Origin of the sequence: Bacillus sp. FSL M8-0049 (assembly GCF_038593355.1) — a bacterium.
Taxonomy (GTDB): domain Bacteria; phylum Bacillota; class Bacilli; order Bacillales; family Bacillaceae; genus Bacillus; species Bacillus safensis.
Map to the genome: position 1 here is coordinate 1,953,288 of NZ_CP151986.1, position 23,930 is coordinate 1,977,217.

General features: G+C 41.2%; 31 protein-coding genes. 8 read left to right on the top strand and 23 right to left on the bottom strand.

What is annotated here, in order from left to right:
- Positions 1-105: 105 nt before the first annotated feature.
- Both NSU13_RS09870 and cgeC read right to left on the bottom strand, forming a co-directional pair.
- Positions 106-1,401, bottom strand: a complete 1,296-nt coding sequence (locus NSU13_RS09870) for a glycosyltransferase family A protein (RefSeq protein ID WP_342489487.1) — start codon at positions 1,399-1,401, stop codon at positions 106-108.
- 17 nt (positions 1,402-1,418) lie between these two features.
- Positions 1,419-1,739, bottom strand: a complete 321-nt coding sequence (cgeC, locus tag NSU13_RS09875) for a spore maturation protein CgeC (protein WP_041117730.1) — start codon at positions 1,737-1,739, stop codon at positions 1,419-1,421.
- A 207-nt stretch (positions 1,740-1,946) separates the two neighbouring features.
- On the opposite strand from cgeC, the gene NSU13_RS09880 reads away from it, so the two are divergent.
- Together NSU13_RS09880 and NSU13_RS09885 are read left to right on the top strand one after the other, a co-directional pair.
- On the top strand, positions 1,947-2,348 hold the full coding sequence (locus NSU13_RS09880; protein ID WP_024422714.1) for a hypothetical protein: 402 nt from the start codon (positions 1,947-1,949) through the stop codon (positions 2,346-2,348).
- A gap of 15 nt (positions 2,349-2,363) precedes the next feature.
- Positions 2,364-3,326 (top strand): DUF3880 domain-containing protein, encoded by a 963-nt coding sequence (locus NSU13_RS09885; RefSeq protein WP_041117732.1) that lies wholly within the window; start codon positions 2,364-2,366, stop codon positions 3,324-3,326.
- Positions 3,327-3,355: 29 nt separating this feature from the next.
- Here NSU13_RS09885 and NSU13_RS09890 read toward each other — a convergent pair whose 3' ends face one another.
- The gene (locus NSU13_RS09890) at positions 3,356-4,078 is read right to left on the bottom strand and encodes an acylneuraminate cytidylyltransferase (protein ID WP_046311519.1); all 723 of its coding nucleotides are present in this window, start codon (positions 4,076-4,078) and stop codon (positions 3,356-3,358) included.
- A gap of 246 nt (positions 4,079-4,324) precedes the next feature.
- Between NSU13_RS09890 and NSU13_RS09895 the strand changes: the two genes are divergently transcribed.
- A complete protein-coding gene (locus NSU13_RS09895; protein ID WP_034280530.1) occupies positions 4,325-5,353 on the top strand; it encodes an SDR family NAD(P)-dependent oxidoreductase in 1,029 nt (342 codons plus the stop codon).
- A gap of 51 nt (positions 5,354-5,404) precedes the next feature.
- Here the strand turns inward: NSU13_RS09895 and msrB are convergent, their stop codons facing one another.
- Together msrB and msrA are read right to left on the bottom strand one after the other, a co-directional pair.
- Positions 5,405-5,836, bottom strand: a complete 432-nt coding sequence (gene msrB, locus NSU13_RS09900) for a peptide-methionine (R)-S-oxide reductase MsrB (RefSeq protein WP_024422719.1) — start codon at positions 5,834-5,836, stop codon at positions 5,405-5,407.
- Positions 5,836-6,369 (bottom strand): peptide-methionine (S)-S-oxide reductase MsrA, encoded by a 534-nt coding sequence (gene msrA, locus NSU13_RS09905; protein WP_024422720.1) that lies wholly within the window; start codon positions 6,367-6,369, stop codon positions 5,836-5,838. Before msrA ends, msrB begins: the two co-directional genes overlap by 1 nt.
- Positions 6,370-6,507: 138 nt before the next feature.
- Between msrA and NSU13_RS09910 the strand changes: the two genes are divergently transcribed.
- From NSU13_RS09910 to NSU13_RS09920, 3 genes are all read left to right on the top strand, one after another.
- Positions 6,508-6,939 carry a MarR family transcriptional regulator gene (locus tag NSU13_RS09910; RefSeq protein WP_007500780.1) on the top strand — a complete coding sequence of 144 codons (432 nt, stop codon included), beginning with the start codon at positions 6,508-6,510 and terminating at the stop codon, positions 6,937-6,939.
- A 54-nt stretch (positions 6,940-6,993) separates the two neighbouring features.
- Entirely contained in the window at positions 6,994-7,254 is a 261-nt protein-coding gene (locus tag NSU13_RS09915; protein ID WP_024422721.1) for a hypothetical protein, read from the top strand.
- Positions 7,255-7,323: 69 nt separating this feature from the next.
- Positions 7,324-8,040 carry a DUF4397 domain-containing protein gene (locus tag NSU13_RS09920; protein ID WP_235046713.1) on the top strand — a complete coding sequence of 239 codons (717 nt, stop codon included), beginning with the start codon at positions 7,324-7,326 and terminating at the stop codon, positions 8,038-8,040.
- A gap of 32 nt (positions 8,041-8,072) precedes the next feature.
- Here the strand turns inward: NSU13_RS09920 and ypmT are convergent, their stop codons facing one another.
- The 7 genes from ypmT to ilvA form a co-directional block, all read right to left on the bottom strand.
- Complete coding sequence (gene ypmT, locus NSU13_RS09925; RefSeq protein ID WP_024422723.1) at positions 8,073-8,270, bottom strand: protein YpmT; 198 nt, start codon at positions 8,268-8,270, stop codon at positions 8,073-8,075.
- A 24-nt stretch (positions 8,271-8,294) separates the two neighbouring features.
- On the bottom strand, positions 8,295-8,861 hold the full coding sequence (locus tag NSU13_RS09930; RefSeq protein ID WP_024422724.1) for a YpmS family protein: 567 nt from the start codon (positions 8,859-8,861) through the stop codon (positions 8,295-8,297).
- Between the two features lie 10 nt (positions 8,862-8,871).
- Complete coding sequence (locus NSU13_RS09935) at positions 8,872-9,633, bottom strand: SGNH/GDSL hydrolase family protein (protein WP_024428150.1); 762 nt, start codon at positions 9,631-9,633, stop codon at positions 8,872-8,874.
- Positions 9,634-9,702: 69 nt separating this feature from the next.
- Positions 9,703-10,257 (bottom strand): SCO family protein, encoded by a 555-nt coding sequence (locus NSU13_RS09940; RefSeq protein ID WP_029706009.1) that lies wholly within the window; start codon positions 10,255-10,257, stop codon positions 9,703-9,705.
- Positions 10,258-10,316: 59 nt separating this feature from the next.
- Positions 10,317-11,159 (bottom strand): DegV family protein, encoded by an 843-nt coding sequence (locus tag NSU13_RS09945; protein ID WP_111926535.1) that lies wholly within the window; start codon positions 11,157-11,159, stop codon positions 10,317-10,319.
- A 187-nt stretch (positions 11,160-11,346) separates the two neighbouring features.
- Complete coding sequence (locus NSU13_RS09950; protein ID WP_024428147.1) at positions 11,347-11,598, bottom strand: YpmP family protein; 252 nt, start codon at positions 11,596-11,598, stop codon at positions 11,347-11,349.
- Between the two features lie 36 nt (positions 11,599-11,634).
- Positions 11,635-12,903 (bottom strand): threonine ammonia-lyase IlvA, encoded by a 1,269-nt coding sequence (ilvA, locus tag NSU13_RS09955; protein ID WP_024428146.1) that lies wholly within the window; start codon positions 12,901-12,903, stop codon positions 11,635-11,637.
- Between the two features lie 181 nt (positions 12,904-13,084).
- On the opposite strand from ilvA, the gene NSU13_RS09960 reads away from it, so the two are divergent.
- Positions 13,085-14,053: a sigma 54-interacting transcriptional regulator gene (locus NSU13_RS09960; RefSeq protein ID WP_342489488.1), complete on the top strand. Its 969-nt coding sequence runs from the start codon at positions 13,085-13,087 to the stop codon at positions 14,051-14,053.
- A gap of 14 nt (positions 14,054-14,067) precedes the next feature.
- Positions 14,068-14,706, top strand: a complete 639-nt coding sequence (locus tag NSU13_RS09965; RefSeq protein WP_024428144.1) for a hemolysin III family protein — start codon at positions 14,068-14,070, stop codon at positions 14,704-14,706.
- Between the two features lie 41 nt (positions 14,707-14,747).
- On the opposite strand, the gene NSU13_RS09970 is transcribed toward NSU13_RS09965, so the two are convergent.
- From NSU13_RS09970 to NSU13_RS10020, 11 genes are all read right to left on the bottom strand, one after another.
- Complete coding sequence (locus NSU13_RS09970; protein WP_070326564.1) at positions 14,748-15,371, bottom strand: 1-acyl-sn-glycerol-3-phosphate acyltransferase; 624 nt, start codon at positions 15,369-15,371, stop codon at positions 14,748-14,750.
- Between the two features lie 19 nt (positions 15,372-15,390).
- Complete coding sequence (gene folA, locus NSU13_RS09975; RefSeq protein WP_024428142.1) at positions 15,391-15,876, bottom strand: type 3 dihydrofolate reductase; 486 nt, start codon at positions 15,874-15,876, stop codon at positions 15,391-15,393.
- Positions 15,873-16,667: a thymidylate synthase gene (locus NSU13_RS09980; RefSeq protein WP_342489489.1), complete on the bottom strand. Its 795-nt coding sequence runs from the start codon at positions 16,665-16,667 to the stop codon at positions 15,873-15,875. The genes folA and NSU13_RS09980 overlap by 4 nt, the downstream gene beginning before the upstream one ends.
- 103 nt (positions 16,668-16,770) lie before the next feature.
- A complete protein-coding gene (locus tag NSU13_RS09985; RefSeq protein ID WP_024428140.1) occupies positions 16,771-17,298 on the bottom strand; it encodes a phosphatidylglycerophosphatase A in 528 nt (175 codons plus the stop codon).
- An 18-nt stretch (positions 17,299-17,316) separates the two neighbouring features.
- Positions 17,317-17,934, bottom strand: a complete 618-nt coding sequence (locus tag NSU13_RS09990) for a YpjP family protein (protein WP_024428139.1) — start codon at positions 17,932-17,934, stop codon at positions 17,317-17,319.
- A 298-nt stretch (positions 17,935-18,232) separates the two neighbouring features.
- Positions 18,233-19,021, bottom strand: coding sequence for a class I SAM-dependent methyltransferase (locus NSU13_RS09995; RefSeq protein ID WP_342489490.1), 789 nt, complete (start codon positions 19,019-19,021; stop codon positions 18,233-18,235).
- A 66-nt stretch (positions 19,022-19,087) separates the two neighbouring features.
- Positions 19,088-19,522, bottom strand: a complete 435-nt coding sequence (locus NSU13_RS10000; RefSeq protein ID WP_024422738.1) for a BrxA/BrxB family bacilliredoxin — start codon at positions 19,520-19,522, stop codon at positions 19,088-19,090.
- 81 nt (positions 19,523-19,603) lie between these two features.
- Positions 19,604-21,280, bottom strand: a complete 1,677-nt coding sequence (ilvD, locus tag NSU13_RS10005) for a dihydroxy-acid dehydratase (protein WP_024422739.1) — start codon at positions 21,278-21,280, stop codon at positions 19,604-19,606.
- Between the two features lie 307 nt (positions 21,281-21,587).
- Entirely contained in the window at positions 21,588-22,724 is a 1,137-nt protein-coding gene (locus NSU13_RS10010) for a conserved virulence factor C family protein (RefSeq protein WP_024428137.1), read from the bottom strand.
- 30 nt (positions 22,725-22,754) lie between these two features.
- Positions 22,755-23,366, bottom strand: a complete 612-nt coding sequence (locus tag NSU13_RS10015) for an HD domain-containing protein (protein WP_231122788.1) — start codon at positions 23,364-23,366, stop codon at positions 22,755-22,757.
- Between the two features lie 13 nt (positions 23,367-23,379).
- Entirely contained in the window at positions 23,380-23,862 is a 483-nt protein-coding gene (locus NSU13_RS10020; RefSeq protein ID WP_024428135.1) for a glutathione peroxidase, read from the bottom strand.
- Positions 23,863-23,930 lie beyond the last annotated feature (68 nt).

Consider the following 23,930-nt stretch of genomic DNA (forward strand, 5'->3'; position numbering starts at 1 on the left):
TGCCAAGTTTTCAGCGGCTTGATCATTTCTTAAAGGTTCCTGTCCTTTTCATGTTTCGCTTTTTCCTTTCTACTTCCTGCAATCATTGCGAAAAAAGCACCCCTCTTATGAGGAGTGCTTTCGTCTGGATGTTTGATAAAGAGACATATCGAATTCTTGCAGCGATTCCCTATACAGCGGCACAATCGGGTTTCCTTCCTGAAAAAACGCAAATTGGGATGGGTACAGCTTAATCGGCTGATGATAAAAAGCAAATCGCTTCACGACCTCAGGATCAATACGGCAAAAGGCATAATGCACAAGTAAATAAACATCTTGTTTCCATTTAAACAGGCGCCTGTTTGGCGGACTGAAAACTGGAGAAGCCTGAATTATGCTGCCATCCTCAAATGCCTGAAGCTGATCATTTGAAATCGTATAGATCTCCTTAGGGTGAAACTGAAAATATTGCACGTCACGTTTTGAAGCAAACCGTCTTTTTTTCTGATCTTCAATATAAAAGAACGTTTTCCCATTATCTGCGGTAACGACTGTATAATTGGGTACTGCCAGCTTCTCTTTCATTTCATATTTCATCTCACATAACAGCGGAACACGGATCGCACGCCTGTTCTTTTCATTGATCCAGCGTTTTTCAATTCCATGAAGTTTCCCGTCTGCGATTTGATAATAATCTCCTTCTTTTTCAATGACCGTTCCGTCAATTAAATCATACGGCATACTCGAAAACAGATGATGAAAGGAATGGGGCGTTTTATACGTTGTATCCAGTACATCTTTTAATGGAAAAAACGCAGCGAAATGATTCAGCCTCATCCAAAATACAGAATCTGCATGATGCCAGTGCTTTGGCTCATCATCCCAATATTGTCCGTATTTTTCATAGATCAGTGGAAGCAAGCAGCTTCTGTGCATGACCGAACAATGGTCCACTTGAAAGGACGCATGCTCTAAGATTTGATCTGCTTCTCGAATAAAACTCATCGTTTCCACTAAATGCTGATCAACATGCACGACCCGCTGCGAGGAATACACAATATCTATGTGAGGCTTCGACCGAAAAACATCCACCATTTTAAGCAAACGATCTTGATGGTACATGGTATCATCGGTTAAATAACAAATGAGCTCACCTGTTATACGGGTTAATGCTTCATTAATAAGCGTCGCATATCGTGCGGTTAACAGCCGTTTTGCTGGATGAACTGTGTGCGAATACAGCTGAATGCGTTCATCACTTAAATAGGGCTGGATCTTTTGAATGGTGCCCTCTTCTGAGCCATCATCCATAATCAAAAGCTCCCAATGCGGATACGTTTGTTCTAGCATACTCTTTAGCACACGATCAATGAAATCTGGTTTATTGTAGCTTGTTAAAATCACCGATACTTTCATGATCATTATCCTTTTTGATTAGATTAAAAAGCCCCCCAGCTGACAATGTTCACATAAGGAACACTCACTCTTAGCTGATTTGTCGCGTTTTTAAAGACCGCTACCGTATCAAACAATTGCACGACAACCACGTTTTGAAGTACATCTCCATTAACTAAATGAACACGCGGCACCGGAATGCCAAGCTCAAGCCATGGACGAAGTAATTCTTTGATGTCTGACACATTCTCATCATCACTTTCTTCTAAAAGGCGAAGAAGAAGTAAAATCAAGATGACTTCAAGCACTCCTTCCGACTCTAGTAATTCTTCGTTCCAACCATCTAATAATTGTTCAAATTCCATTCATAATCCCTCTCTCTTCACATTTAATCTTTACTAGAGTATGAGAACTGCTTCATTTAGCCTCAGCATTTGAAAACATTTTTAAAAATGTGTGAACTGATTAATTGAAAAAAAGAACAAGGAATCAGCGTTATGCTTATGCCAAAAAAAATGAATGGCATATACATAGGGGTGAGTTTGAATTGATGAGGAAAGGATGGGGAAAAAATGAGCGAAAAGCGTGCTGAATTAAAAAAGGAACTATTGAAAGTGTTTTTCAAACCAATTACTCATGCATTAACAGCTAATCTCGAAGAAGGAGGAGTTCAAATGGAAGAAAAATTGAACGATTTATTAAGTGAAGTGGCAGCTGAGGCATCACCTTCAGATTCTGCTACAACACTCGATGTATCTCAGCCAGCAAGATGGATCTTTGCAAGACTTGCACCAGGAACAGTCATTAGCATTGTCACTGACTCAGGAGATTTAATTGGGCCAGTTCAATTTGTATCATTCGATGCTTCAACAGGCGTTGTATTTGTTACACAAGAAAGCTCTGTCACACCTACAGGCTCAGCAACGACTCTATTAGATGTAGATAAAGTTGAAAGTGTTACATTCACTTCTTAATGTGAGAGGATCATCATGAAGCTTCTTTATATCAGTTCTGGCTACGGCGGAATCTATCACATGTTTGATCAATGGGTAGAAGAAAGCTTCATTGATTCCCCCTTTTCATGTGTAAAGATTGATAGAGAATCTCTACCCACGAACATGCACAAAATCCGGACATTTTCTCCGGATTTTGTTTTGATGATGATCGGTGATCATGTTCCGAAAGATGTGCTTCATCAATTCAAACAAGAAAAAATCCCGATTGTTCTTTGGATGACAGAAGATCCCTTTTATACAGATGTGTCAGCTGCTTGCGCACATGAAGCTCAGCTTATATTAACGATTGATGAAGGGGTTTTGCCATTTTATAAACAATTAGGCGCTGATCATACGCACTACTTTCCCATTCCGGCAAATACACGTGTCTTTCAGAAAAATGAATCGCCAGAAGAGATGTGCACGTATGACATTGCACTCATTGGCTACCCTTATCCCAACCGCATCAAAGCCATCGATACACTCTTGCAGCAAAACAAATGGCGTATTCTCGTTGCAGGTAAGGAATGGCACCGTCACTTAAACAAATCACGGAGACATTATCGTGATTTCACACTCATAACGAATTGGCTGAGTCCTCAGCAAATGGCGGACATTTATCAGCAGACAGCGATTGTCCTGAATCCGCATAGGCCGGCTCAATTTGCGTATAACAAAAACAAAGCCATGATTCAAAATATGAGCCTCAATAACAGAGCATTTGACATTGCTGCAACTGGGAGTTTTCAATTGACGGATCTACCTCCGCCGCCTGCTTTTTCAAGCTTTGCTTTTTACAAAGATGAGGACGATTTGATAGAACAGGTTGAATACTATGGATCAAATGCAGGTGAAAGAAAGACGGCCGCACTGAACAACTACGAGCAAGCCGTTCGCTGGAATACATTTGATACGATGCCACAAAGGCTTTATGACATTGTAAAAAGCGCCCTATAACTGGGCGCTTTTTCTCGTTGAATGCCAGCTTATGCATGATCTTCCGCATCTCGGTGAGCTAATAAGATTTTCTCTGCCTCTTTCCGGTCTGCCTCCTGTTTCACCACAAGCGACCGCGTGCGATCCATCATATAAGCTCCGACAGATCCTTCTAAAAAGGAATGAATGCATTCTTTTGCATAATGAGCATGAAAAGCATATACCGCACCATTTAGCCGGCCATACGTATATGGCTGCTCATGCTTTGGCATGAAAAAGTAATGATTGTCCTTATATAAAGTAGCTTCATTGTTTTCATGCAGTGTCCAAGTTTCATTTGGGTTTTCTAACGCCTCTGTAAAAGATGCGGTGCAGTCATATCCCCCTTCCACTAAAAGCTGCAAGCACTTCTCGATATCTGCCGGCTGTCTTAGAGGAGACGATGGATGCAGATACAGCACAATATCAAAGGTTTTTCCCTCCCGCTCTAAATAAGCAAGCGCATGCTTCACAGCTAACAGTGACGGCGTTTGTTCTGTCACATGTGTGCTTGGCAGTTCAATCACATTTGCTCCGTAGTGAGATGAAATGATTTGCGTATTGACATCCTCTGAGGAGACGATGACTTCATCTAATTCAATCATTTGCAGTAACGGCTGAATGGTCCAATAGATAAGCGGCCTCTCTGCCAATATGCGTATGTGTTCATCATGCTGGCCGTCGTGACTTCTAAATGCAGGTATCATAGCTAAAATACGATTTCCCCTATACATGTCTTCTCTTCTCCCCTCGCGCACAGCTCCCTTACCATTTTCTTCCCGAGCTGACCGCAGTACTGAAGTATTCAGGTCTCTCGTTTTTCTAGTTGATCTCTTATCTCTCCATATTCTATTAAGACGACTAGCAGATGGTTATAATTTGTTCACCTAATTTATGCATGAAGTGGTTCTTTTCCTCAAACGAATGCCGCTCTTTCACATATGATGCAAAGTAGAGAAATGAGAGTTGGGGGATTAGATATGTCCAAACAGATAGAAACGACTTTGAAGACCTTTTTTCGTGACAAAACGATATTGGTTACAGGCGGTACGGGGTCAATCGGCCGGCAAATCGTGAATAAATTAACAAGTTGCTCTCCAAAGAAGATAATCGTCTTCAGTAAAGATGACAGCAAACAATACATGATGAAAAATGAGTACGCAGAACATCCAGAAGTCGTATTCGCTTTAGGAGATGTCCGGGATGCAAGCCGCGTGAGACAGCTCGTCAAGGGTGTGGATATCATTTTCCATGCAGCGGCCTTAAAACAAGTACCCACTTGTGAAGATAATCCGTTCGAAGCCGTTCAAACGAATATCATCGGCGGACAGCACGTCATTGAAGCCGCCCTCGAACATGAAGTGAGTCATGTCGTCAACATTTCAACTGACAAAGCGGTTTCTCCGACGAATGCCATGGGTGCAACAAAATTGATTTCAGAAAAACTATTTTTCCAAGCAAACGAAAGTATTCCGAATCAAAAAACCAGGTTTTGCTCTGTACGCTTTGGCAATGTGCTTGGATCTAGAGGTTCCGTTATTCCGATCATGCTCCAGCAGCTATTAAATGAAAAACCTTTGACCGTGACTGATCCTCATATGACACGTTTTTTTATGTCTATTGAAGAGGCTGTTTCCCTCACACTTCAAGCAGCAATTATGATGAAAGGCGGCGAAACCTTCATTCTCAAGATGGAGTCCTTACAGCTTGCCGATCTTTTAAAAGCGTTTCACGAATATGCCGCTCAAATCAATGCTCAATCTCCAGATGTTCTTGTAGTCGGAAAAAGACCTGGCGAAAAGCTTCACGAGGAGCTCACATTCCCGCACGAAGCAGATGCACTGTTTGAACATGAACAATTTTATGCCATTTTACCAAGACCACATTTGCACCCTGCCTTTCAAAAAGTCGACTTAACGAATTACACCTCAAAAGAAGCACCGCTCATTACAAAAGAAAAGCTGTTCCACATCATTGAACAATTACATCATACACATCATAAAAAATAAAAAATCGTCACACGGAAGCAGCTGCTTTCCATGTGACGATTTTTAAATGGATCAATCAAATAGATGTTTCAAATCCCCGTAGCCTTCTTTTTCAAGATCATCCTTTGGGATAAACTTTAAAGCGGCTGAGTTAATACAATACCGAAGACCGTTTGGCCCTGGGCCATCAGGGAAAACATGACCTAGATGAGAATCAGCTGTTTTACTGCGAACCTCTGTCCGCACCATTCCATGACTCGTATCAACCTTCTCTGCTACTTCTTCCTCTTCAAGCGGTTTTGTAAAACTTGGCCATCCGCAGTGGGCATCAAACTTATCTAAAGAAGAAAAAAGCGGCTTTCCTGAAATGATATCCACATAGATACCTTCTTCTTTATGATCCCAAAATTCATTTTGAAATGGCGGCTCCGTGCCATTATTTTGCGTGACTTCGTACTGCATGCGGTTTAATTCTTTTATACGCTTTTCTTTTTCATTTGCCATTATTTATCACTCCAATGGGACTCAATAAAACCGGCTCTGCCCGAACCGACATGATATCGTTCGTAGTGCATTTTGTTTTTCTTATAATAATGCTGATGATATTCCTCTGCTGGATAAAAAGGACCTGCGTCTAAAATTTCTGTAACGATTGGCTTTTTGAAAATCCCGCTTTGGCTCAGCTGCTCTTTCGATGCTTCTGCTAGCTTTCGCTGCTCGTCATGATGAACATAAATACCTGTACGGTAAGATTCCCCTCTATCGCCAAATTGCCCCCCATCGTCTGTTGGGTCTATTTGCTGCCAATACAGCTCTAGCAGCTTCTCATACGGGAACACGTCAGGATCAAACGTGATTTGAACCGCTTCTCTATGTCCCGTTGTATTTGTACATACTTCCTCATAGGTCGGATTCACTGTATGTCCGCCAGTATACCCTGATTCAACTTTGATAATGCCCGGCTGTTCATCAAAAGGTTTAACCATACACCAGAAGCAGCCTCCTGCAAATGTGGCTAATTCTTGTTTTTCAGACATATTAGTGCCCCCTTCATTTAAAAAATGGTATCATCATATTATAACATGATAAAAAATAATGAAAATGATACGACTTGTCTACCTAAAATAAAAGAAAGCATTCTGTCGTATCTTTAAAATATAATGGGGGTTTAATGATTGGAACAAAGAAAACAAATGATGTACGAAATGGACACTTTACTGAGAACCGTATTTAAGCAGATCCGTTATGAAATTAACAGCCTGCTCGAAAACGAATTATCTCGGAATGAATTTCTTATTTTAAATCTGCTCCGTGAGCAAGGTGCAAAAAAAGTAACGGAATTCGCTTCCATTCTTGGAGTGTCAGCAAGTCATATTACCGCTGTGACTGACACACTCGTAGAAAAAGGCTGGATCACCCGTATCCGCTCAAAAGAGGACCGCCGCATCATCAAAATCCACTTAACCGATAAGGGTAAGGAAATTACTGAGCATTTTGAGAAAAAGAAAACCGAATACTTTATGGAGCGATTTGAATCATTTGATGACGAAGAACTAAAAACAATGATCAAATTATTTAAAAAGCTGGATAAAAGTCAAAAGGATTAAGCATAGATTTTAGCGCTCAGGACATGCTACGGATAAAAAGAGGTGGAACAAACCATGACAAGCCCTTATCTTTGTCCAAACTGTAAAACAAACAGAACGCGCTTTAATCTCATTGAGCAGCTTTCAGAACCTGTAAAGCTTGATCCAGCAACAGGAGCAGTTGTTGAAAGATACGAAGGAGAACAGCTGTCTCCTTTTCACTTGAGCTATCAAGGTCCTCAAATGAAAGTCCAGTGCGGTGTTTGTGGTTTAATTGAGGATGAAAAAACGTTCATTAAACTAGCTGAATATCATCAATATTCTTCTCCTTCTTAACATGCCGGCCTGACGGAAAACGTCAGGCTTTTTTCTATGCTTCTTTTGCCTATACAGATCGTCTTTTTCATGCATACGCTACAAAAAACACCATTGCATGAGAAAGAAGGGATTGATGACATGCAGCAGCTCTTTTATCATGACTTTCCATATCGGCCATTCGCTGACACCTACGAGCATCTTCAAAGCAGCCCTTCATCAAAAGCCTTTATTCGATTATTTCACGCTGCACCAGATCTCAGTGAGCTCGCTGTTTATGTGAACCGGAAGCAGATAATGAAACCAATGCCTTACAGCCATTTGACCGCTTATATGGAGTGGGATGAGGGAATGTATGAAATAGAAGTGTTCAAACTGGCTACAAATGAGAGAATTCTTCATTCCCGCATTCGATTTAAGAGCGGCGAGGTCTACACATTATGTATCACAGGTGCCCGTGCAGGCTTTGCACTCTTGACTGAGCAGCAGGCTACTTTGATCAAACAAGAAGACCTGTCAGCACTTACATTTGTACAGCTGTCTCCGGACCTTCCTTCTATAGATATATACGAACGAGACCATGGGGTTATATCGAAGGAGCTTGATTATGTAAACAGCACCCACATTCATCATTTCTCCCCGAACAAATATCATTTTGAATTGAAAGCCGCCGGCACTCAAAGTGTACTGCTTGATATCCCAAAAGTTCATCTGCAAACAAAGCGTGCATACCTGATTCTGCTTCATGGTTTTGCTAACGGAGATCCTGAACTTATGGCAAAGGTGGTCTTGTCTCGGCAATTATAAAAAAGAGCCTTTCCTAAAGAGGAAAAGGCTCCTTACGAGACATCTTCAGCTTTTTCTTGCTTTTGAAAATCAAAAGCAAGAATCATCGTGCCTAGAAATAATGCACAGTAGGCAATATTTAAGTAAAACTGATCGATATTTTCTGCTTTTAAAGCATTGGCAGCTGTTATGCCAAAGTACGCAGCAAATAAAAACGACAGTAAACTAAAATATTGATAGACTCGCTTCATGATTTCACTCCTGACTCACACGTTCTATTGCTTTGGATGATAATATGAGAATTCAATTTCATCGTTCTGCAGATCAATTTTATTTGCTTTCACATACATATCATTCGTCAGCGGCATTTCTGAAAGACGCACTTCAACCGTTTTTTGATCCGGTTTTACATGAACGAACTCTGGCAGCTCATAGAACTGACCCATGTAGCTTAAAACAAAACTAATCGGAATGCTCAATTGTCCAATTGAAAAGTCATCCACCTTCAAAAGCACATCACCATTATCTTCAACAGTTGGCGTAAATGAGACGTTTGCATCAATCGTTGAAGAGAAAGCTTTAATTGCGCCTGTTACTTTCACATCTTGATCGATTGCTACATGAAAGTCTGGCATATCATTTGATCCTTGATTTTTCAAATAATCATTCACAAAGCTGGTGAGTGATTCCTTTGAGCTGGATATATTAAAAGCATATTCGCTTTTCACTTCTTTGGTTGAAGCGGATTGACCGCCTGGCAGCAGCATCAAAATACCGCAGCCAATCACAATCAATAGATTGATTGCAAGTAAAATAAAAAATAAGCTTTTCCATTTTTTCATCTGTTTCACCCTATTCCTTCGGCAGTCCTTCTTTTTTCACTTCGGAGAATAAACGATTTGCCATAAGAGAGTACCCCTTTTGGTTTGGGTGGAAATCATCTTCTGCCAGTAATTTTTCATCAGAACCTTCTTCAAATAAATCTGCTACATTGATCATATCCGCATTGCCGTCTTTTTTGAGTTCCTTTTTGGCAGCGGCATTCCAGTCTTGAACGACTTCATCAATATCTCGCAGCTCAGACAAACTGAATTTAAAAGGATTGTACATGCTGACATACATGATTTTCGCATGGTCATTCTGTTCTCTCAGTTGAGCAAGAATGGTTTTAAATCGCTCTTCAAAAGGACCCTGCTCTTTTTGAAAAGGAGCAAACGTCAAATTAAGCACATTTTGACGGACAACATGCATGAGATCATTCCCGCCGATCGTAAAGAAAATATAGTCAGCGTCTTTCAGTCCGTCCTGCACCTTTTTTTCTTTTAATCTTTTTAATAAATCTACTGTTCTACTGCCTTTAATGGCATAGTTTTTTAATGTGACAGACTGCACGCCGTCCACTGCTTCTATCTTGTCACGGGTTATGCCTGCATAGCCTTTTTTATCTTGATCTCCGATTCCTTCTGTTAAGGAATCTCCAACCGCTGCGATGGTAATATGTTCTTTTACTTTTGGTGTGTCTTCTAGTTTATCCTTTATGCCAGCCTCTTGCGCGGAACATGCAGAAAGAACAAAAGCTAGAGACATCACAATCAAAATCAAACGAGCCTTCAAACGATGATGTCCCTCCTTTTTCTGATTAAAAAAGTGTATCATGTTTTCGCCCATTTGAACATCCTTATGCTAGCTTCGGTTCAGCGTTTTGATGTCCTTGATGATGTCATCATAAGGTGTGTTTTGCACCCCATCATAGTTTTTCATCACTTTCCCATCTTGATTGACAAGAAAAAACAGGGACTGATGAATCACTTGGTCTTCATCTTCAGGTTTTTTTACAATGGTTTTAAAGCTTTTCATTGCGAATTTTTCAATTTCTGACTGTGAATACCCAGTGAGAAAATCCCAATTTTTAAAGGACAATGGATAGGCTTTTGCAAATTCCTTTAGCTTTTTCGGTGAATCGACCTCTGGGTCCACGCTAAAGGAAATGATATGAGCATCCAATTTTTCTTCTTTTAACCGTTTTTGCAGCTCTGTCATATGAGCAGTCATCGGCGGACAAATCGTTTCACAGCTTGTGAAAATAAAATCAGCTACCCATACTTTCCCCTTCAAATCATCCAATGACACCTTTTGGCCATCTTGGTTTTCAAACTCAAACGGCTCTATTTGATAATTTAAAGCATCTTTGATTTGTCCATTTGAACATGAGACTAAAAGAAGCACGCTTACCATCATAAGCGCACCAAGTAAGGCTCCCCTTTTTCTATCCATGATATGTCCATCCCCTTTTTCTATCAATCGGTATAAAAAGTAAAGCCTATTGCACCCTTTCCGGTATGACACGAAATAATCGGTGTTGTGTAGGCGATGTCAATCAGTGCTTCAGGTGTGTGATCAAGCAGCGCTTTTTTTAGCTTTTCAGCGAGTTCTAATGCATCTGCATGTGCGATCCCAATGGCTTGAACTGTTTTTCCCTTCACCGCCTGTACATACTGTTTTGTCAGATGGCGGACAAGCGCAGAGTAGCTTCTCACATTCGCTTCTGGCGTATATACCCCGTCTGTCAAGCTGGCAATAGGTTTGATGTGAAGAAGTGAGCCGATGAGCGCCTTTCCTCTTCCAATTCTGCCGCCTTTGACGAGATTTTCTAATGTATCGATCGTGACATATAGCTTTGTTTGATGACGGATTTTATCTAATTCTGTGATAATATCTTCACGGCTTGCACCCTTTTTGGCTAGTTCTGCTGCTTTGATGACTTGAAATCCTAATCCATAGGAAATAAAATGCGAATCAATCACCGTGATATTTCCATCTACCATTTTCGAAGCGCTTTCAGCAGTTTGAACAGTACCGCTCATACCACCAGTTAAATGGATACTGATCACTTCGCTTCCATCTGCCGTCAGCTTTTCATATAATTCGACGAATTGACCGATCGCAGGTTGAGACGTTTTCGGCAGTTCCTCAGCGGCCTCCATTTTCTCAATAAATTCATCTGGCTGTATATTCACCCGGTCAATATAATCAACTCCAGAAATGGAGATATTGAGCGGAATCACGTGAATGGAAAGATCATTGATTTTTTCTTGCGGAAGGTCCACAGTTGAATCTGTTACAATTTTAATTTGTTTCACTATCGTCTCATCCTTGCTGTCTTAGTCTTTACTTATGATATTACCTTATTTCCTGCACACTTGAAAACAACTGACCTAACGTTTTTGAAATTGTCACATTTTCTTCTTGTCAAGAAAAAAATCCTTGCCAAACTGAGCAGCGGCCACTTCAAAATGGCTGCTTACCCCTTTTGACAAAGATTCCTGCTTACGCATTGTGTTTCAGTGTAGGCTCCTGATAGATCTGTTCATATGTGCTCCACTTGACGTTACGTTTCACATCCTCTCTGAAAGAGTACACAGTTCTCTTTCCTTTAGATACATAGACTTTTTTCAAGAAAGCTTCAAGTCTAAAGGTGAGCATGAAACGATACGTCTCATCTCCCTTTAGAACAGGGACTTCTGTTACCTTGATCTGAGCTCCATCCATCCGTCTAAAACATATTGTTTTGAGCAGCACAAACGATCAATCCTCTTTTCCAATTATCTGTTAAGCCTAAATAAATAGGTGGAATAAATCTTGATCTTTATTCACTTCAACATAGTGAAAGCCTTTTCTATCCATCCGCTCAATCAGCGCTGCATAGTCATCTCTTTCTTTCAACTCGATGCCGACTAGCGCAGGACCTTTGCTTCGGTTATTCTTTTTCGTATATTCAAAGCGTGAGATATCATCATTTGGCCCTAACACTTCATCTAAAAATTCCCGAAGCGCTCCTGCTCTTTGCGGAAAATTGACAATAAAGTAATGTTGAAGCCCTTCATAGATCATCGAGCGTTCTTTGATTTCCTGCATTCTGCCGATGTCATTATTTCCTCCACTGACAATACAGACAACATTTTTCCCTTTGATCTCCTCACGATGAGCATCTAATGCTGCGATTGGCAATGCGCCTGCCGGTTCTGCTACAATCGCACATTGATTATACAGCTCTAAAATCGTTGTACACACTTTCCCTTCGGGTACAAGACTGATTTTATCGACAACAGACTGAAGCGATGTAAACGTCTTTTCGCCAATCCGCTGAACCGCTGCTCCGTCTACAAACTTATCAATCGAATCAAGTGTCACAACCTCGCCCTTCTCATGCGAGGCATGCAGTGAAGCTGCGCCAAGCGGTTCGACTGCAATGATTTCGGTTTCTGGTGAGATATTTTTGATATATGTACCAACACCAGATAACAGACCTCCACCTCCGACACTTGCAAATAAAAAGTGAGGCTCCACTTCGATATCATTTAAGATTTCGACAGCAGTCGTTCCTTGTCCTGCCATCACATCCAGATCATCAAACGGATGGATAAATTCGCGCTTCTCTTCATCTCCGCATTTTACGGCTTCATGATACGAATCATCAAACGTATCTCCGGTTAAGATAATTTCAACATATTCTTTTCCGAACAGCTCCACTTGTGATACTTTTTGCCTTGGCGTCGTAGCAGGCATAAAGATTTTCCCGTGGATGCCTAAATATTTACAAGAATAGGCAACACCCTGTGCGTGATTTCCTGCACTTGCACAGACAATGCCATTTTCTAGTTTATCTTTTGGAAGCTGGCTCATTTTATTAAAAGCGCCTCTTAATTTAAAGGAACGAACTACTTGAAGATCCTCTCTTTTTAAGTAGACATTGCATTCATATCGTTCAGAAAGTCGCTCATTTTTTTGAAGTGGTGTATGAATGACTACATCCTTCAAATTTTGATGGGCTTTTAAGATGTCTTTCACTTGAATTAGCGTATTTTCTTTGAGCAACGGTTTCATGTACAAGATCCTTTCTCTTTAACCTTATTTAATTTGTCATTATAACATGAATATTCAAAAAATAAACCAATAGATCATGGATCCATCATAAATTTTATAAACTTTTTCGTTTTCCTGTACATTTGTTTTAATTGGGTGTTACAATTGAACCAATTAGAACCACAAAGAAAGGAATCACCCAATGGCCACTCAATCATTCGCATCTATCTATGGTGATCATCAAGATATCAAGCATGCAATTCATCTGGCAAAACAATTTTCGAAAAACGAACAGCCGGTCTTGATAACAGGAGACATCGGTACAGGCAAAACGCTATTCGCCCAAGAAATGGCGAACGTATCTGTTCCACACGCATCACTGACACACATGTATTGCCCCATCTTGAATGAAGAAACCTTACAGAAAGCCTTCATAGAAAAAAACAATCAAATTCTTTATTTAGATGAAATCGGTGCATTAAGTATTTCTATGCAGCACCAGGTCATTCACTTTCTAGAAACGTCACCTGCAACAAAAGTAATCGCTTCTTCGTCTTTATCAATAGAGGCACTCAGGGTTTCTTCTACCTTTTTACCCGAGCTGTTTTATCGTCTGAATGTTCTTCATTTGGCCCTTCCAGATTTAGCCGAACGAAAAACAGATATTCCTGTGTTAACAAATGTTTTCTTTCAAGAGCTGAACATGGCACCTGATATTGATCCAAGTGTTTGGGAAGCCTTGCAGCAGTATCCATTTGAAGGAAATGTCCAAGAACTCAAAAATATCGTTCATTACGCTGCGTCCATACTCGAAGGCCACACGGTATTTTTACATCATTTACCGCCCTTTGTGTTAGCACCTCTTCCCTCAGCCGTGAAAGGTAAAAAGGAAGAACACCAGCTCACACTAATGGAAAAACAAGAGTTTGTTTTCTTGCTGGAAGCCATTAAATCTCTTAATGAAAAAGGAGAAGCAGCCAGCAGGCGCATCTTATCTGAATTAAGCAAACAAGGAGATATCCCGCTGACCCCTCAGCAGGTGCGAAACCGCTTAGATGATCTTGAGAAAAAAGCATACGTGACGAAAGGAAAAGGCAGGGCCGGAACGAAGATTACACTTGAAGGTCTTTCATTCCTGAAGTCGCTTGATGGTTATATACCGGTTCAATAAAAGGAGGACATCCATTGTTTACTGTAAAAGAAGAAATTGCAAACGCCATTACACATGGCATAGGTGTTATTTTATCCATCCCAGCCATTGTGTTTCTCGTCTTATTCGCTGTTCAATACGGCACTGTCACAGACATTATCAGCTTTTCGATATTTGGTGCATCCATGCTGCTGCTTTATTTAAGCTCAACCCTGCTTCATAGCATTCGGCACAAAAAAACAAAAGATATTTTTGAAATCCTCGACCACTCGGCTATTTATGTATTGATTGCTGGTACATATACACCCTTTTTACTTGGACCACTAAAAGGTGCACTCGGCTATACGCTCCTTGCCATTGTATGGGCGCTTGCTGCTGGTGGGATTGTCTTTAAAATCTTTTTCGTCAAACGCTTTATTATCGTATCTACCCTTGTCTATTTATTAATGGGCTGGATGATCATCATCGCCATCAAACCGCTTTATATCCAATTAACAGGTGCAGGATTTGGCCTCTTACTGTTAGGCGGCATATTATATTCAGTCGGAACCATCTTTTATATTTGGCGGAAAATTCCCTATCATCATGCGATTTGGCACAGCTTTGTTCTTGGCGGCAGCGCATCGATGTTCTTCTGTATTTTATTCTATTGCGTAAACATTCCTGCTGCATAGAATGAAAAAACCAGCATCCACTATTCGGATGCTGGTTTTTTCTATGCACGTTTTTGTGCGTAATCACTGATCATGACAGGAGCTTTAATATGAATATCGACATTAACAGGACGCAGTCTTTTCACGATCTTCCCAGTTAAAAGACGATCCGTTCCGCTAGTTTCAATTGGTACAAGCGGACAATCGTATTCTTCAGCAAGCGCCTCTGCAATATGACGATACGCTTCTGAAAGCAATAGACTCTGCCCAGACACGATTCTTTCCTTTGCTTCTTCTAATAAGACCTCATCCGTTTGATTCTGATGGATAACCGCCATTTTTTTGAGCCATTGTTTTAAAATCGGATACCGAAAGAGCTTCGGCTTTGCCATGAAAGCAAATGGCTTCTCAAGGTGGCCGATCAATAATGTCGTCGTGACTGAATTCAGCTCTTTTGTGACATAAATAACCGGGCCATCTGGCAGCTTCTTTTGCTGATGAATGGTCATGACTGATCCTGATTGATCAATACATCCCCGGGAAAACCTTTTTGCATGCTCATGAATGAGATGCATTCGTTTCGTATAGGAAATGCGTGGATCCGTTAATTCATGATCGTACAAATGCCTCATACTTTTTAAAAAGGATACAACAACATAAATCGTTAAAAACCAATAACGAAACAACCGTACTCCTCCTACTCACTTATCCTTTTTTGTCATATACGACAAATTCATAATTGTAGGGGTTCTTTTCGTCACGATGGCCTTTTTCGCGTGATACAATCGTCCATTCATCTTCATTGTAATACGGGAAATAGCGGTCTCCTTCAAACGCATGGTGAATGTGCGTGATATAGAGACGATCAGCATATGGCATCATTTCTTCATACAGCTTAGACCCGCCAATGATAAATAACTCTGTCTCGCTTTCCCCAATTGCCAAAATATCAGCAATTGAATGAACAACCTCGCATCCTTCTGCTTTAAAAGAAGAACTTGTGGTCAGCACAATATTTCGGCGGTTAGGCAGCGCTCGTCCAATCGATTCAAAGGTTTTTCTGCCCATGACAATCGTATGACCGCCTGTGACTTTTTTAAAATACGCTAAATCTGCTGGTAAATGCCAAGGCATTTGATTATCTAGACCAATGACTCTGTCTTCTCCTGTCGCCGCAATCATGGAAATCATACACTGACTTCTCCTTTTATATGCGGATGCGGATCATAGTTCTCAAGCACAAAATCATCAAACGTAAAATCAAAAATGCTCTTTACATCTCTTGTAATACGAAGCGTAGGAAGCGTGCGTTCCTCGCGCTCTAGCTGCATTTTCACCTGTGGAAGATGATTTTGATAAATATGAGCATCTCCGAGTGTGTGAATAAACTCTCCTAGCTCAAGATTTGTGACTTTGGCAATCATCATCGTTAGAAGGGCATATGAAGCAATATTAAATGGCACGCCTAAAAAGATATCTGCCGATCTTTGATATAGCTGGCAGGAAAGCTTCCCGTTTGATACGTAAAATTGAAATAGACAATGACAAGGAGGCAGCGCCATTTGATCAATTTCCCCCGGGTTCCAAGCGCTGACGATCAGTCGTCTTGAATTCGGGTTGTGCTCAATATCATGAATCAGCTTTGTGATCTGATCCACTGTCTCGCCGTCTCCGCTCGCCCATGATCTCCACTGTGCACCGTATACACGGCCCAGCTCTCCATTTTCATCTGCCCATTCGTTCCAAATGCGGACACCATTTTCTTGAAGATATTTGACATTTGTATCACCTTTTAAAAACCAAAGCAACTCATGAATGATCGATTTCAGGTGTAATTTCTTTGTGGTTAAAAGAGGAAATCCTTCCTGTAAATCAAATCTCATCTGGTAACCGAACGTGCTGATTGTACCTGTACCCGTTCTGTCACCTTTTTCATCCCCGTGCTGTAATACATGACGGCATAACTCTTTGTATTGTTTCATTTTTTTCATCCTTTATTTATGTTCTTGTTGTAGTTTACCTTATTTCGGCTTTTCTTGAAACCAAAAAAACATGCCTGCATGATGAGCAGACATGTTTTTCTTTTTATGCTTGATTCACTCGTTCCTGCTCTTCATCCTTAATATCTTGGTGTGAGTGAGCAATGCGGCTTGCAGCTGCTGCGGCAAGTGCAGCGACTAGGTCATCAAGGAAAGTATGCACTTCACCTGGACGGCCTTCATCTAATTCACGAATAATACCAAATTTCTCTTTATCTAAATAACCGAAGTTGGTCAAACCGATTGATCCATATACATTGACAATGGAAAGCGGAATAATCTCATCAATTCCATATAGCGGCTCATCTGTTTCAACTAAGTGCTGTAAAGGTTCTGGCAAGAGCTTTTTTTCTGCCAGCTGATCAAGGGCAAGTCCTGTTAAAACTGCATGGACAATTTCTCTTTTATTCAGCACTTTTTCAACATTTTCAATACAGACACTAAGTGGAAGGTTTGGATGATATTTTTCTTGGAGCTTCAGCACAATGTGTGCGATATCTTCAATTTTCACTCCGCGATCGTTTAACATTTGTTTTGTAATCTGCACCATTTCGTTCATTGTATATTTTTTCAATTGGCATGACATCTCCTTCTAGTGGCTCATCCAGCTCGGCGGGGTGTTTTTGTCCCAGTAAATATTACCGAGTTCGTGATGCGTCTGGAATCCATCTTCTGCTGTATGGTAATGAAAGTTAAACCAATATCCGCTGTGAGGCGGCTGATCTCTTCTGACATGAAAACGGAGCAAATCTTCTCCGGTCTTGCGGTTGTAAATGTGGAAGATTTTTTCGCCATTTCCGCTTGAAGGCTGATCAGTTAAAACAACATCTTGAAATTTTTCGTCATCTTTGAAATTTGTTAAATAGTCGGTTAACACTTGTTCAATCTTCGGCTGAATCTCTTCTCTGTACTCGTCCTCAATGACAGGTGTGATTTTACGGCCAAATTTGAGAAAGGATTGATTTTCTGCACTTGACAGCACCTCTTGCTTATATTGCTCAAAGGGATCTAACTGTTCTTTGCTTTCCTCTTGCGTTAGTTCCCAGCTGCGCATTTCATCTGATGTATCATAAACAGCTGTATAAGGCGTTTTATCAGATGAAGAAAGTTCAGAGGGCTTGTCTGTCATCAAAGCCGACGGAGGAGAGACTAAACCAAAAGTTGCAATCGTAAAGAGCGCAACAAGCGTTTTTCTCATCCACATCTTCATGATATCTAATTCCTTCCATAAGTTATCATACTGCTATTCTAGCATATAATGAATTTTCAGTCATTCAATTTGGTCATCGATTTGAGACTTTCTTTTTCATAATAAAACGTTTACAATGGCAGTAATGACGACTAAAATTTGGGAGGAATGGGTATGCTTGAAGGTTTTTTTATTACAGCTTCCTTGCTGACATTATTTTATTTTGTCTATATGGAGATTACAGATTAAAAGCCCTGAATAAGGGCTTTTTTAGATGATTGACAAGGAATTAAAAAGAATTGTCTGCACACCTGAACCTTTAGCGAGGGCTTTTTTCTTTCTCAATATATCCATAATGAAATTGGGCTGTTTTTCGTTTTAAAACGTGAAATTGATAGGATTCTGCTAGAAATCGGGTGCTTTTCCAATGATCTTTTAAAACCACTCTTTTTCTCGCCACTCTCAGTGCTTCTTGGACGGCAGTTTCGTGGTCAAAGTGGTGCTCTGCCGCATGACGGAGCGGTGCGATACTTGCAGATTCTTGAATCGTCTCCTCAAACATCGGGTCAAAATAGACGACATCAAATGATTCATCAGAGAGCTTTTTTAGCTGCTCGATACTGTCTCCACTTACAACAGATATCCGGTTCATCGCCTCATCTGCCTCTCTTACCCCTGTCTCCCATGTGTTTAATCCTTCTCGCACTAGCAATGCTGTCATCGGATTCTTTTCGATACCGACGACCCTTCCATTCGCACCTACTCGCAGGCTTGCTGTAATGGCATCTGATCCTAGGCCAAGCGTACAATCTAAAAAGGAATCGCCCGGCTGAAGCTGCGTGGCTTCGATTAAAGGATCCTTTTCCCCGCGCATGAGCCGCTTCACCCTGAACATCGCTGAGCTTGGATGGAAGAAGAACTTTTCACCATTTGGCTGATACCATTCAAATCTTTCTTTCCCCACAACAAGGACATCTCCTCGTTTCATCGCAAGCTGCTTGACGGATTGTTTGCGCCTTTCTACATACTCACCATGTAAATCCTCTGCAAGGGCTTTTGCTGTTTCAATTGTTTGTTGATTTGCTCTAAAGCTTGTTGTGATAAGCATGCGGTTCCTCCATCATGATCAAGAAAAAATGCCCTGACTTGATCACAGGACATTTCAACATGTGTATTAGCAATGTTTTTCAAATGCAGATAAGACGTTGTTCATGATGTCTTCCATTTCATGACCTTCAATCTCGTCACGCGGAATAAAATGAACGAGTTCATTTCCTTTTAAAAGTGCCATAGATGGAGACGATGGCTCTTCGCCTGTGAAGTATTCTCTCATTTTTGCCGTTGCTTCCCTGTCCTGACCAGCAAAAACTGTGACAATTCGATCTGGAGTTTTTTCTGCCTTCATCACAGCTTGAGTAGCAGCTGGGCGTGCTAAGCCGGCAGCGCACCCGCATACAGAATTAACAACTACAAATGTCGTTCCTTCTGCTTCTTGCATCGTTTGTTCTACTTCTTCTTCCGTTGTTAGTTCTTGAAATCCTGCACTTGTCAGCTCTTGACGCATCGGTACAACGAGCTGGCGCATGTATTCTTCATATGCCATTGACATAAAAAAGCCCCCTCTATAATCCTTATGTTGTGAATAAAGGATACTATAGAGAGAGCCAATTTTCAAATGTTCGATATCAGATTAAATTTTCATGATTCCGCCTGTATTGGCTGATGTCACAAGTTTTGAATATCTAGCAAGATAACCCGTTTTCACTTTTGGCTCAAAGCCTTTCCAGTTTGCTTTTCTTCTTTCCCATTCTTCCTCTGGAACATCTACGCTTAAAATGCGCTGTTCGATATCGACAACGACATGGTCACCATTTTCAACAAATGCAAGCGGGCCGCCCTCAGCTGCCTCTGGAGAGACGTGTCCAATAGACAATCCGCGAGAAGCGCCGGAAAAACGTCCGTCTGTAATTAAAGCAACCTTTGGTCCAAGTCCCATGCCGACGATTTGTGAAGTAGGTGCAAGCATTTCAGGCATGCCAGGTCCGCCTTTAGGTCCTTCGTAGCGAATGATGACAACATGTCCTGCTTCTACTTTTCTATTAATGATACCTTCAAGGGCTTCTTCCTGGGATTCAAATACGATCGCAGGCCCCTCGTGGCGTGTGATCCCGTCTTGTACCCCGCCCGTTTTAATGATGGCTCCATCTGGCGCAAGGTTTCCAAATAAAACGGCTAAGCCGCCTTTTTCAGTAAATGGCTTGTCAATTGGATAAATGACGTTATAATCTTTTACCTCATGCCCCGCAATGTTCTCGCCAAGCGTTTTCGCAGTGACAGTCATTGTATCTAAATGAAGAGCTCCTTCTTTTTTAGACAATTCATTTAGTGCCGCTGTAACACCGCCAGCTTCATGTAAATCCTCAATATAAACGTCTGAAGCTGGAGCAAGTTTTGATAAATGAGGCACACGTTCTGCTACTTCATTGATACGTTCAAGTGAATATTCAACACCTGCTTCATTCGCAATTGCCAATGTGTGAAGAACGGTATTGGTTGAACCACCAAGAGCCATATCTAATGCAAATGCATTATCAATTGCTTTTTCAGTGACAATATCCCGTGGTTTAATATCTTTTTTGATGAGCTCCATGAGTTGTTTTGCAGACTTCTTCGCAAATTCTCTTCGTTCTGGTGATGTCGCCAAAATCGTTCCATTTCCAGGAAGAGCGATCCCGAGTGCTTCCGCTAAACAGTTCATTGAGTTAGCTGTAAACATACCTGAACAAGATCCGCAGGTTGGACAGCCAAACTGCTCTAATTCATTTAATTCCTCTTCATTGATTTTACCTGACTGGTATGCACCAACGCCTTCAAACACAGAAGAAAGAGAAATTTTTCTGCCGTCACTTGTTCTACCCGCTTCCATCGGTCCCCCGCTCACAAAGACAGTCGGGATATTCACGCGCATCGCTGCCATCATCATTCCTGGTGTGATTTTATCGCAGTTAGGAATACAAACCATTCCATCAAACCAATGAGCAGATACAACGGTTTCTACAGAGTCCGCAATGATTTCACGGCTTGGCAATGAATATCTCATCCCGATATGACCCATGGCAATTCCATCATCGACGCCAATCGTATTGAATTCAAATGGCACTCCGCCAGCTTCACGAATGGCTTCCTTCACAATCTTCCCGAATTCCTGAAGATGGACATGTCCTGGGACAATATCAATATAGGAATTACATACGGCAATAAATGGCTTGCCGAAATCCTCATCCTTTACCCCCGCCGCTCTTAGTAAGCTTCGGTGAGGTGCTCTGTCGATTCCTTGTTTAATCATGTTACTGCGTAGTTCTGCCATCTGTTTAAAAAGCCTCCTATACTACAAGTCTTGTTGACTGCATGATTTTGAGTTGATTTTATTTTACAAATTTTCTGTTTATTTAGCCACCTATGAATGACCGATGACTAACATGGCTGCTGAAGCAAGCGCTCAGCAAGGTTCGTGTCATAAAATCTGACCTCCAATATTCTATATTGGTACTACTATATAGAGTTTTTTCGCATATTTCAACAATATTCAAAATAATTTTTCTAAAAAAATTTTTCTGTCTATCATTTTTAGAAAAACAAGCTGCTTTTCATTGGCAGCTTGTTCATCTTTCTCATCATTCTGATGCATTCTTTCTACTTTCTGTCATTTGCTTCCATACAGAGCCTTTTGCTTCTTCTCCATGCTCAATGCGCTCAATCGCCATTTTCACTTGAAGACTGACTTCAAACTCAGGGTCTTGCTCTGCTTCTTTTAATGCTTCAAGTGCCGTTTCGTCCCCTTCTTCATAAAGAAACATAGCTGCACGCCAGCGGACGAGCTTACTCGGGTCCTTTAATGCTGCGATCATGGCTTCGCTAGCACTCGGGTCACCAAGGTCAGAAATACAGTCACCAGCCGTTCTGCGGACCGTCACTGTTTTGTCTTCGAGCCCTTTATATAAAATAGGCAGAATGGCAGGATCTTCAATCATGCCAGCATTCACAACGGCTTGTCTGCGAATAGACGTTTTGGGATCCTCCATTGCTTTCATTAAAACAGGTATATCCTTTAGCTCTGGCTGCATTTGCTCTAAATGGGCAAAACGTTTTTTCCAATCTTCCTCTTGCAGCATGTCTTCTGTTACATCATATGCCTTTCGGTTCACCTGTCTATCTACAGCTTCCTGCCCTTCTTTCACTGCCTCTGTTAAGCGGGCTAAACGCTCATCATCATAGGCTGCTTGCAGCTCCTCTGTGACTTCCTGACCGATATCAGCAAATTCTCCAAAACGAACGCCGTGTTCTTTCCACACACGTTCAAACACGACATTGTCTGAGCTGCTTCTAAGCTTTAAAATGGCTGCTTGAAAACGTTCAGGCATGCCAAACCGCTCTTCTCTTTCACCGTCTGACAGTTTGACCTGCATTGGAATCCCATTAAACATTTGGACAAACACTTTCACTTCACCAAATGTGTCATCGCCTGACTGCGATCCTTCCTGAAGACCTTCTGTTTCTTGTCCAAAGGCTTCTCTAACCTGTTGTAAAATACCCTGCCAGTCAAACTTTGCATTTCGCTCAACCGCTAAGAAATCTGCAACATGATAAACCCCTTTTACACCTTCAATGCTTAAAATACGCTTGATCATTTCTGGCGCTTCGTCTTTTTGATCCTTTTTGTAGTTGTTGCTTTTACCGCCAGCAAGTGCTTCTGTCAAAATTACCTTCATGGTATTCGGACTTGGCGTTGGTTCTATTGCTGTTATTTTCATTGATATATCCTCCTTACACACATAAAGACCCTACTCATCTGTAAGGCCGCATTCTTCTTTCCACTTCTTGATAAATAAACTCATCAATTCATGCCGCTCATCAGCAAGCTGCTTTCCTGCATGAGTGTTCATCAAGTCTTTTAATTTGAGCAGTTTTTCTTCCATATGCTTTAGCACAGAGCCCTGCTGCGTGTCCTCTGTATAATGGGGCTCACCTGTAGCGCCAGCATACGTAAACACTCTAGCGATACCGCTTGCTCCTATCGCATCCAGCCTATCGGCATCTTGAACAATGGCCCCCTCTAACGTCATTGGCTTAAACTGCTTATGCCGATGACGAAAAGACATCGTTGTAATGATGTCCATGATATAGCGGACATCCCGCGTGTCCAATTCCCACAAAAGGAGCTGGTTCTCAAGCTGCTTTTCAGTGACCTTCCATTCACTTGACAGCTTTTCATCAATGACATCATGTACAATCGCTGCCATCTCGATGATAAATAGAGAGCCGCCTTCCTGATTTGCAATACGGACGGCAAGCTGGCGCACACGAGCAACATGAGCCGCATCGTGTCCAGTCGGTTCATCCTTCAGCCTGTCTGAAACAAAGGAGGCAGCTGCCTCCAATTGTTTTCGCTGCATGACTGTCAGCATCTTATTTGTTGAGCAGAGCGATGATTGAGCTTTCTAATTCTTTTGGTGGTGTTTTCGGCGAGAATCGTTCAATAACTTCTCCGTCTTGGTCCACGATAAATTTTGTGAAATTCCATTTCACTGTTTTTGTCCCAAGCACACCTTTCGCTTGACTTGTTAAATGCTTGAACAGCGGGTGCGCCTCTTCGCCATTGACATCTACTTTCGCAAACATAGGGAAGGTCACTCCATAATTCAAAGAACAGAATTCTTGAATGGCTTCTTCTCCTTCTGGCTCTTGGTTCATAAATTGGTTACACGGAAATCCTAAAATTTCAAGGCCCTTTTCATGATATTGATCATATAACTCTTGTAATTGTTTAAATTGAGGAGTCAGCCCACATTTGCTTGCTGTATTTACAATAATGAGCACTTTTCCTTTATAATCTGCCATCGATTGTTCCTGACCGTTAATGGTCTTGACCTGAATATCATAAATTGACATCTCATAGCCTCCTAGGATTCACTTTTTCCTATCGTAACATGCTTCTTTTAGAAAATCGCTTTTTATGC

What these genes read in the sequence shown, in the direction of transcription:
- NSU13_RS09870 (WP_342489487.1), bottom strand. Translation starts at nt 1,401, where the DNA reads ATGATCATGAAAGTATCGGTGATTTTAACAAGCTACAATAAACCAGAT.
- cgeC (WP_041117730.1), bottom strand. Translation starts at nt 1,739, where the DNA reads ATGGAATTTGAACAATTATTAGATGGTTGGAACGAAGAATTACTAGAG.
- NSU13_RS09880 (WP_024422714.1), top strand. Translation starts at nt 1,947, where the DNA reads ATGAGCGAAAAGCGTGCTGAATTAAAAAAGGAACTATTGAAAGTGTTT.
- NSU13_RS09885 (WP_041117732.1), top strand. Translation starts at nt 2,364, where the DNA reads ATGAAGCTTCTTTATATCAGTTCTGGCTACGGCGGAATCTATCACATG.
- NSU13_RS09890 (WP_046311519.1), bottom strand. Translation starts at nt 4,078, where the DNA reads ATGTATAGGGGAAATCGTATTTTAGCTATGATACCTGCATTTAGAAGT.
- NSU13_RS09895 (WP_034280530.1), top strand. Translation starts at nt 4,325, where the DNA reads ATGTCCAAACAGATAGAAACGACTTTGAAGACCTTTTTTCGTGACAAA.
- msrB (WP_024422719.1), bottom strand. Translation starts at nt 5,836, where the DNA reads ATGGCAAATGAAAAAGAAAAGCGTATAAAAGAATTAAACCGCATGCAG.
- msrA (WP_024422720.1), bottom strand. Translation starts at nt 6,369, where the DNA reads ATGTCTGAAAAACAAGAATTAGCCACATTTGCAGGAGGCTGCTTCTGG.
- NSU13_RS09915 (WP_024422721.1), top strand. Translation starts at nt 6,994, where the DNA reads ATGACAAGCCCTTATCTTTGTCCAAACTGTAAAACAAACAGAACGCGC.
- NSU13_RS09920 (WP_235046713.1), top strand. Translation starts at nt 7,324, where the DNA reads ATGCATACGCTACAAAAAACACCATTGCATGAGAAAGAAGGGATTGAT.
- ypmT (WP_024422723.1), bottom strand. Translation starts at nt 8,270, where the DNA reads ATGAAGCGAGTCTATCAATATTTTAGTTTACTGTCGTTTTTATTTGCT.
- NSU13_RS09930 (WP_024422724.1), bottom strand. Translation starts at nt 8,861, where the DNA reads ATGAAAAAATGGAAAAGCTTATTTTTTATTTTACTTGCAATCAATCTA.
- NSU13_RS09940 (WP_029706009.1), bottom strand. Translation starts at nt 10,257, where the DNA reads ATGATGGTAAGCGTGCTTCTTTTAGTCTCATGTTCAAATGGACAAATC.
- ilvA (WP_024428146.1), bottom strand. Translation starts at nt 12,903, where the DNA reads ATGAAACCGTTGCTCAAAGAAAATACGCTAATTCAAGTGAAAGACATC.
- NSU13_RS09960 (WP_342489488.1), top strand. Translation starts at nt 13,085, where the DNA reads ATGGCCACTCAATCATTCGCATCTATCTATGGTGATCATCAAGATATC.
- folA (WP_024428142.1), bottom strand. Translation starts at nt 15,876, where the DNA reads ATGATTTCCATGATTGCGGCGACAGGAGAAGACAGAGTCATTGGTCTA.
- NSU13_RS09980 (WP_342489489.1), bottom strand. Translation starts at nt 16,667, where the DNA reads ATGAAACAATACAAAGAGTTATGCCGTCATGTATTACAGCACGGGGAT.
- NSU13_RS09990 (WP_024428139.1), bottom strand. Translation starts at nt 17,934, where the DNA reads ATGAAGATGTGGATGAGAAAAACGCTTGTTGCGCTCTTTACGATTGCA.
- NSU13_RS09995 (WP_342489490.1), bottom strand. Translation starts at nt 19,021, where the DNA reads ATGCTTATCACAACAAGCTTTAGAGCAAATCAACAAACAATTGAAACA.
- NSU13_RS10000 (WP_024422738.1), bottom strand. Translation starts at nt 19,522, where the DNA reads ATGTCAATGGCATATGAAGAATACATGCGCCAGCTCGTTGTACCGATG.
- ilvD (WP_024422739.1), bottom strand. Translation starts at nt 21,280, where the DNA reads ATGGCAGAACTACGCAGTAACATGATTAAACAAGGAATCGACAGAGCA.
- NSU13_RS10010 (WP_024428137.1), bottom strand. Translation starts at nt 22,724, where the DNA reads ATGAAAATAACAGCAATAGAACCAACGCCAAGTCCGAATACCATGAAG.
- NSU13_RS10015 (WP_231122788.1), bottom strand. Translation starts at nt 23,366, where the DNA reads ATGCAGCGAAAACAATTGGAGGCAGCTGCCTCCTTTGTTTCAGACAGG.
- NSU13_RS10020 (WP_024428135.1), bottom strand. Translation starts at nt 23,862, where the DNA reads ATGTCAATTTATGATATTCAGGTCAAGACCATTAACGGTCAGGAACAA.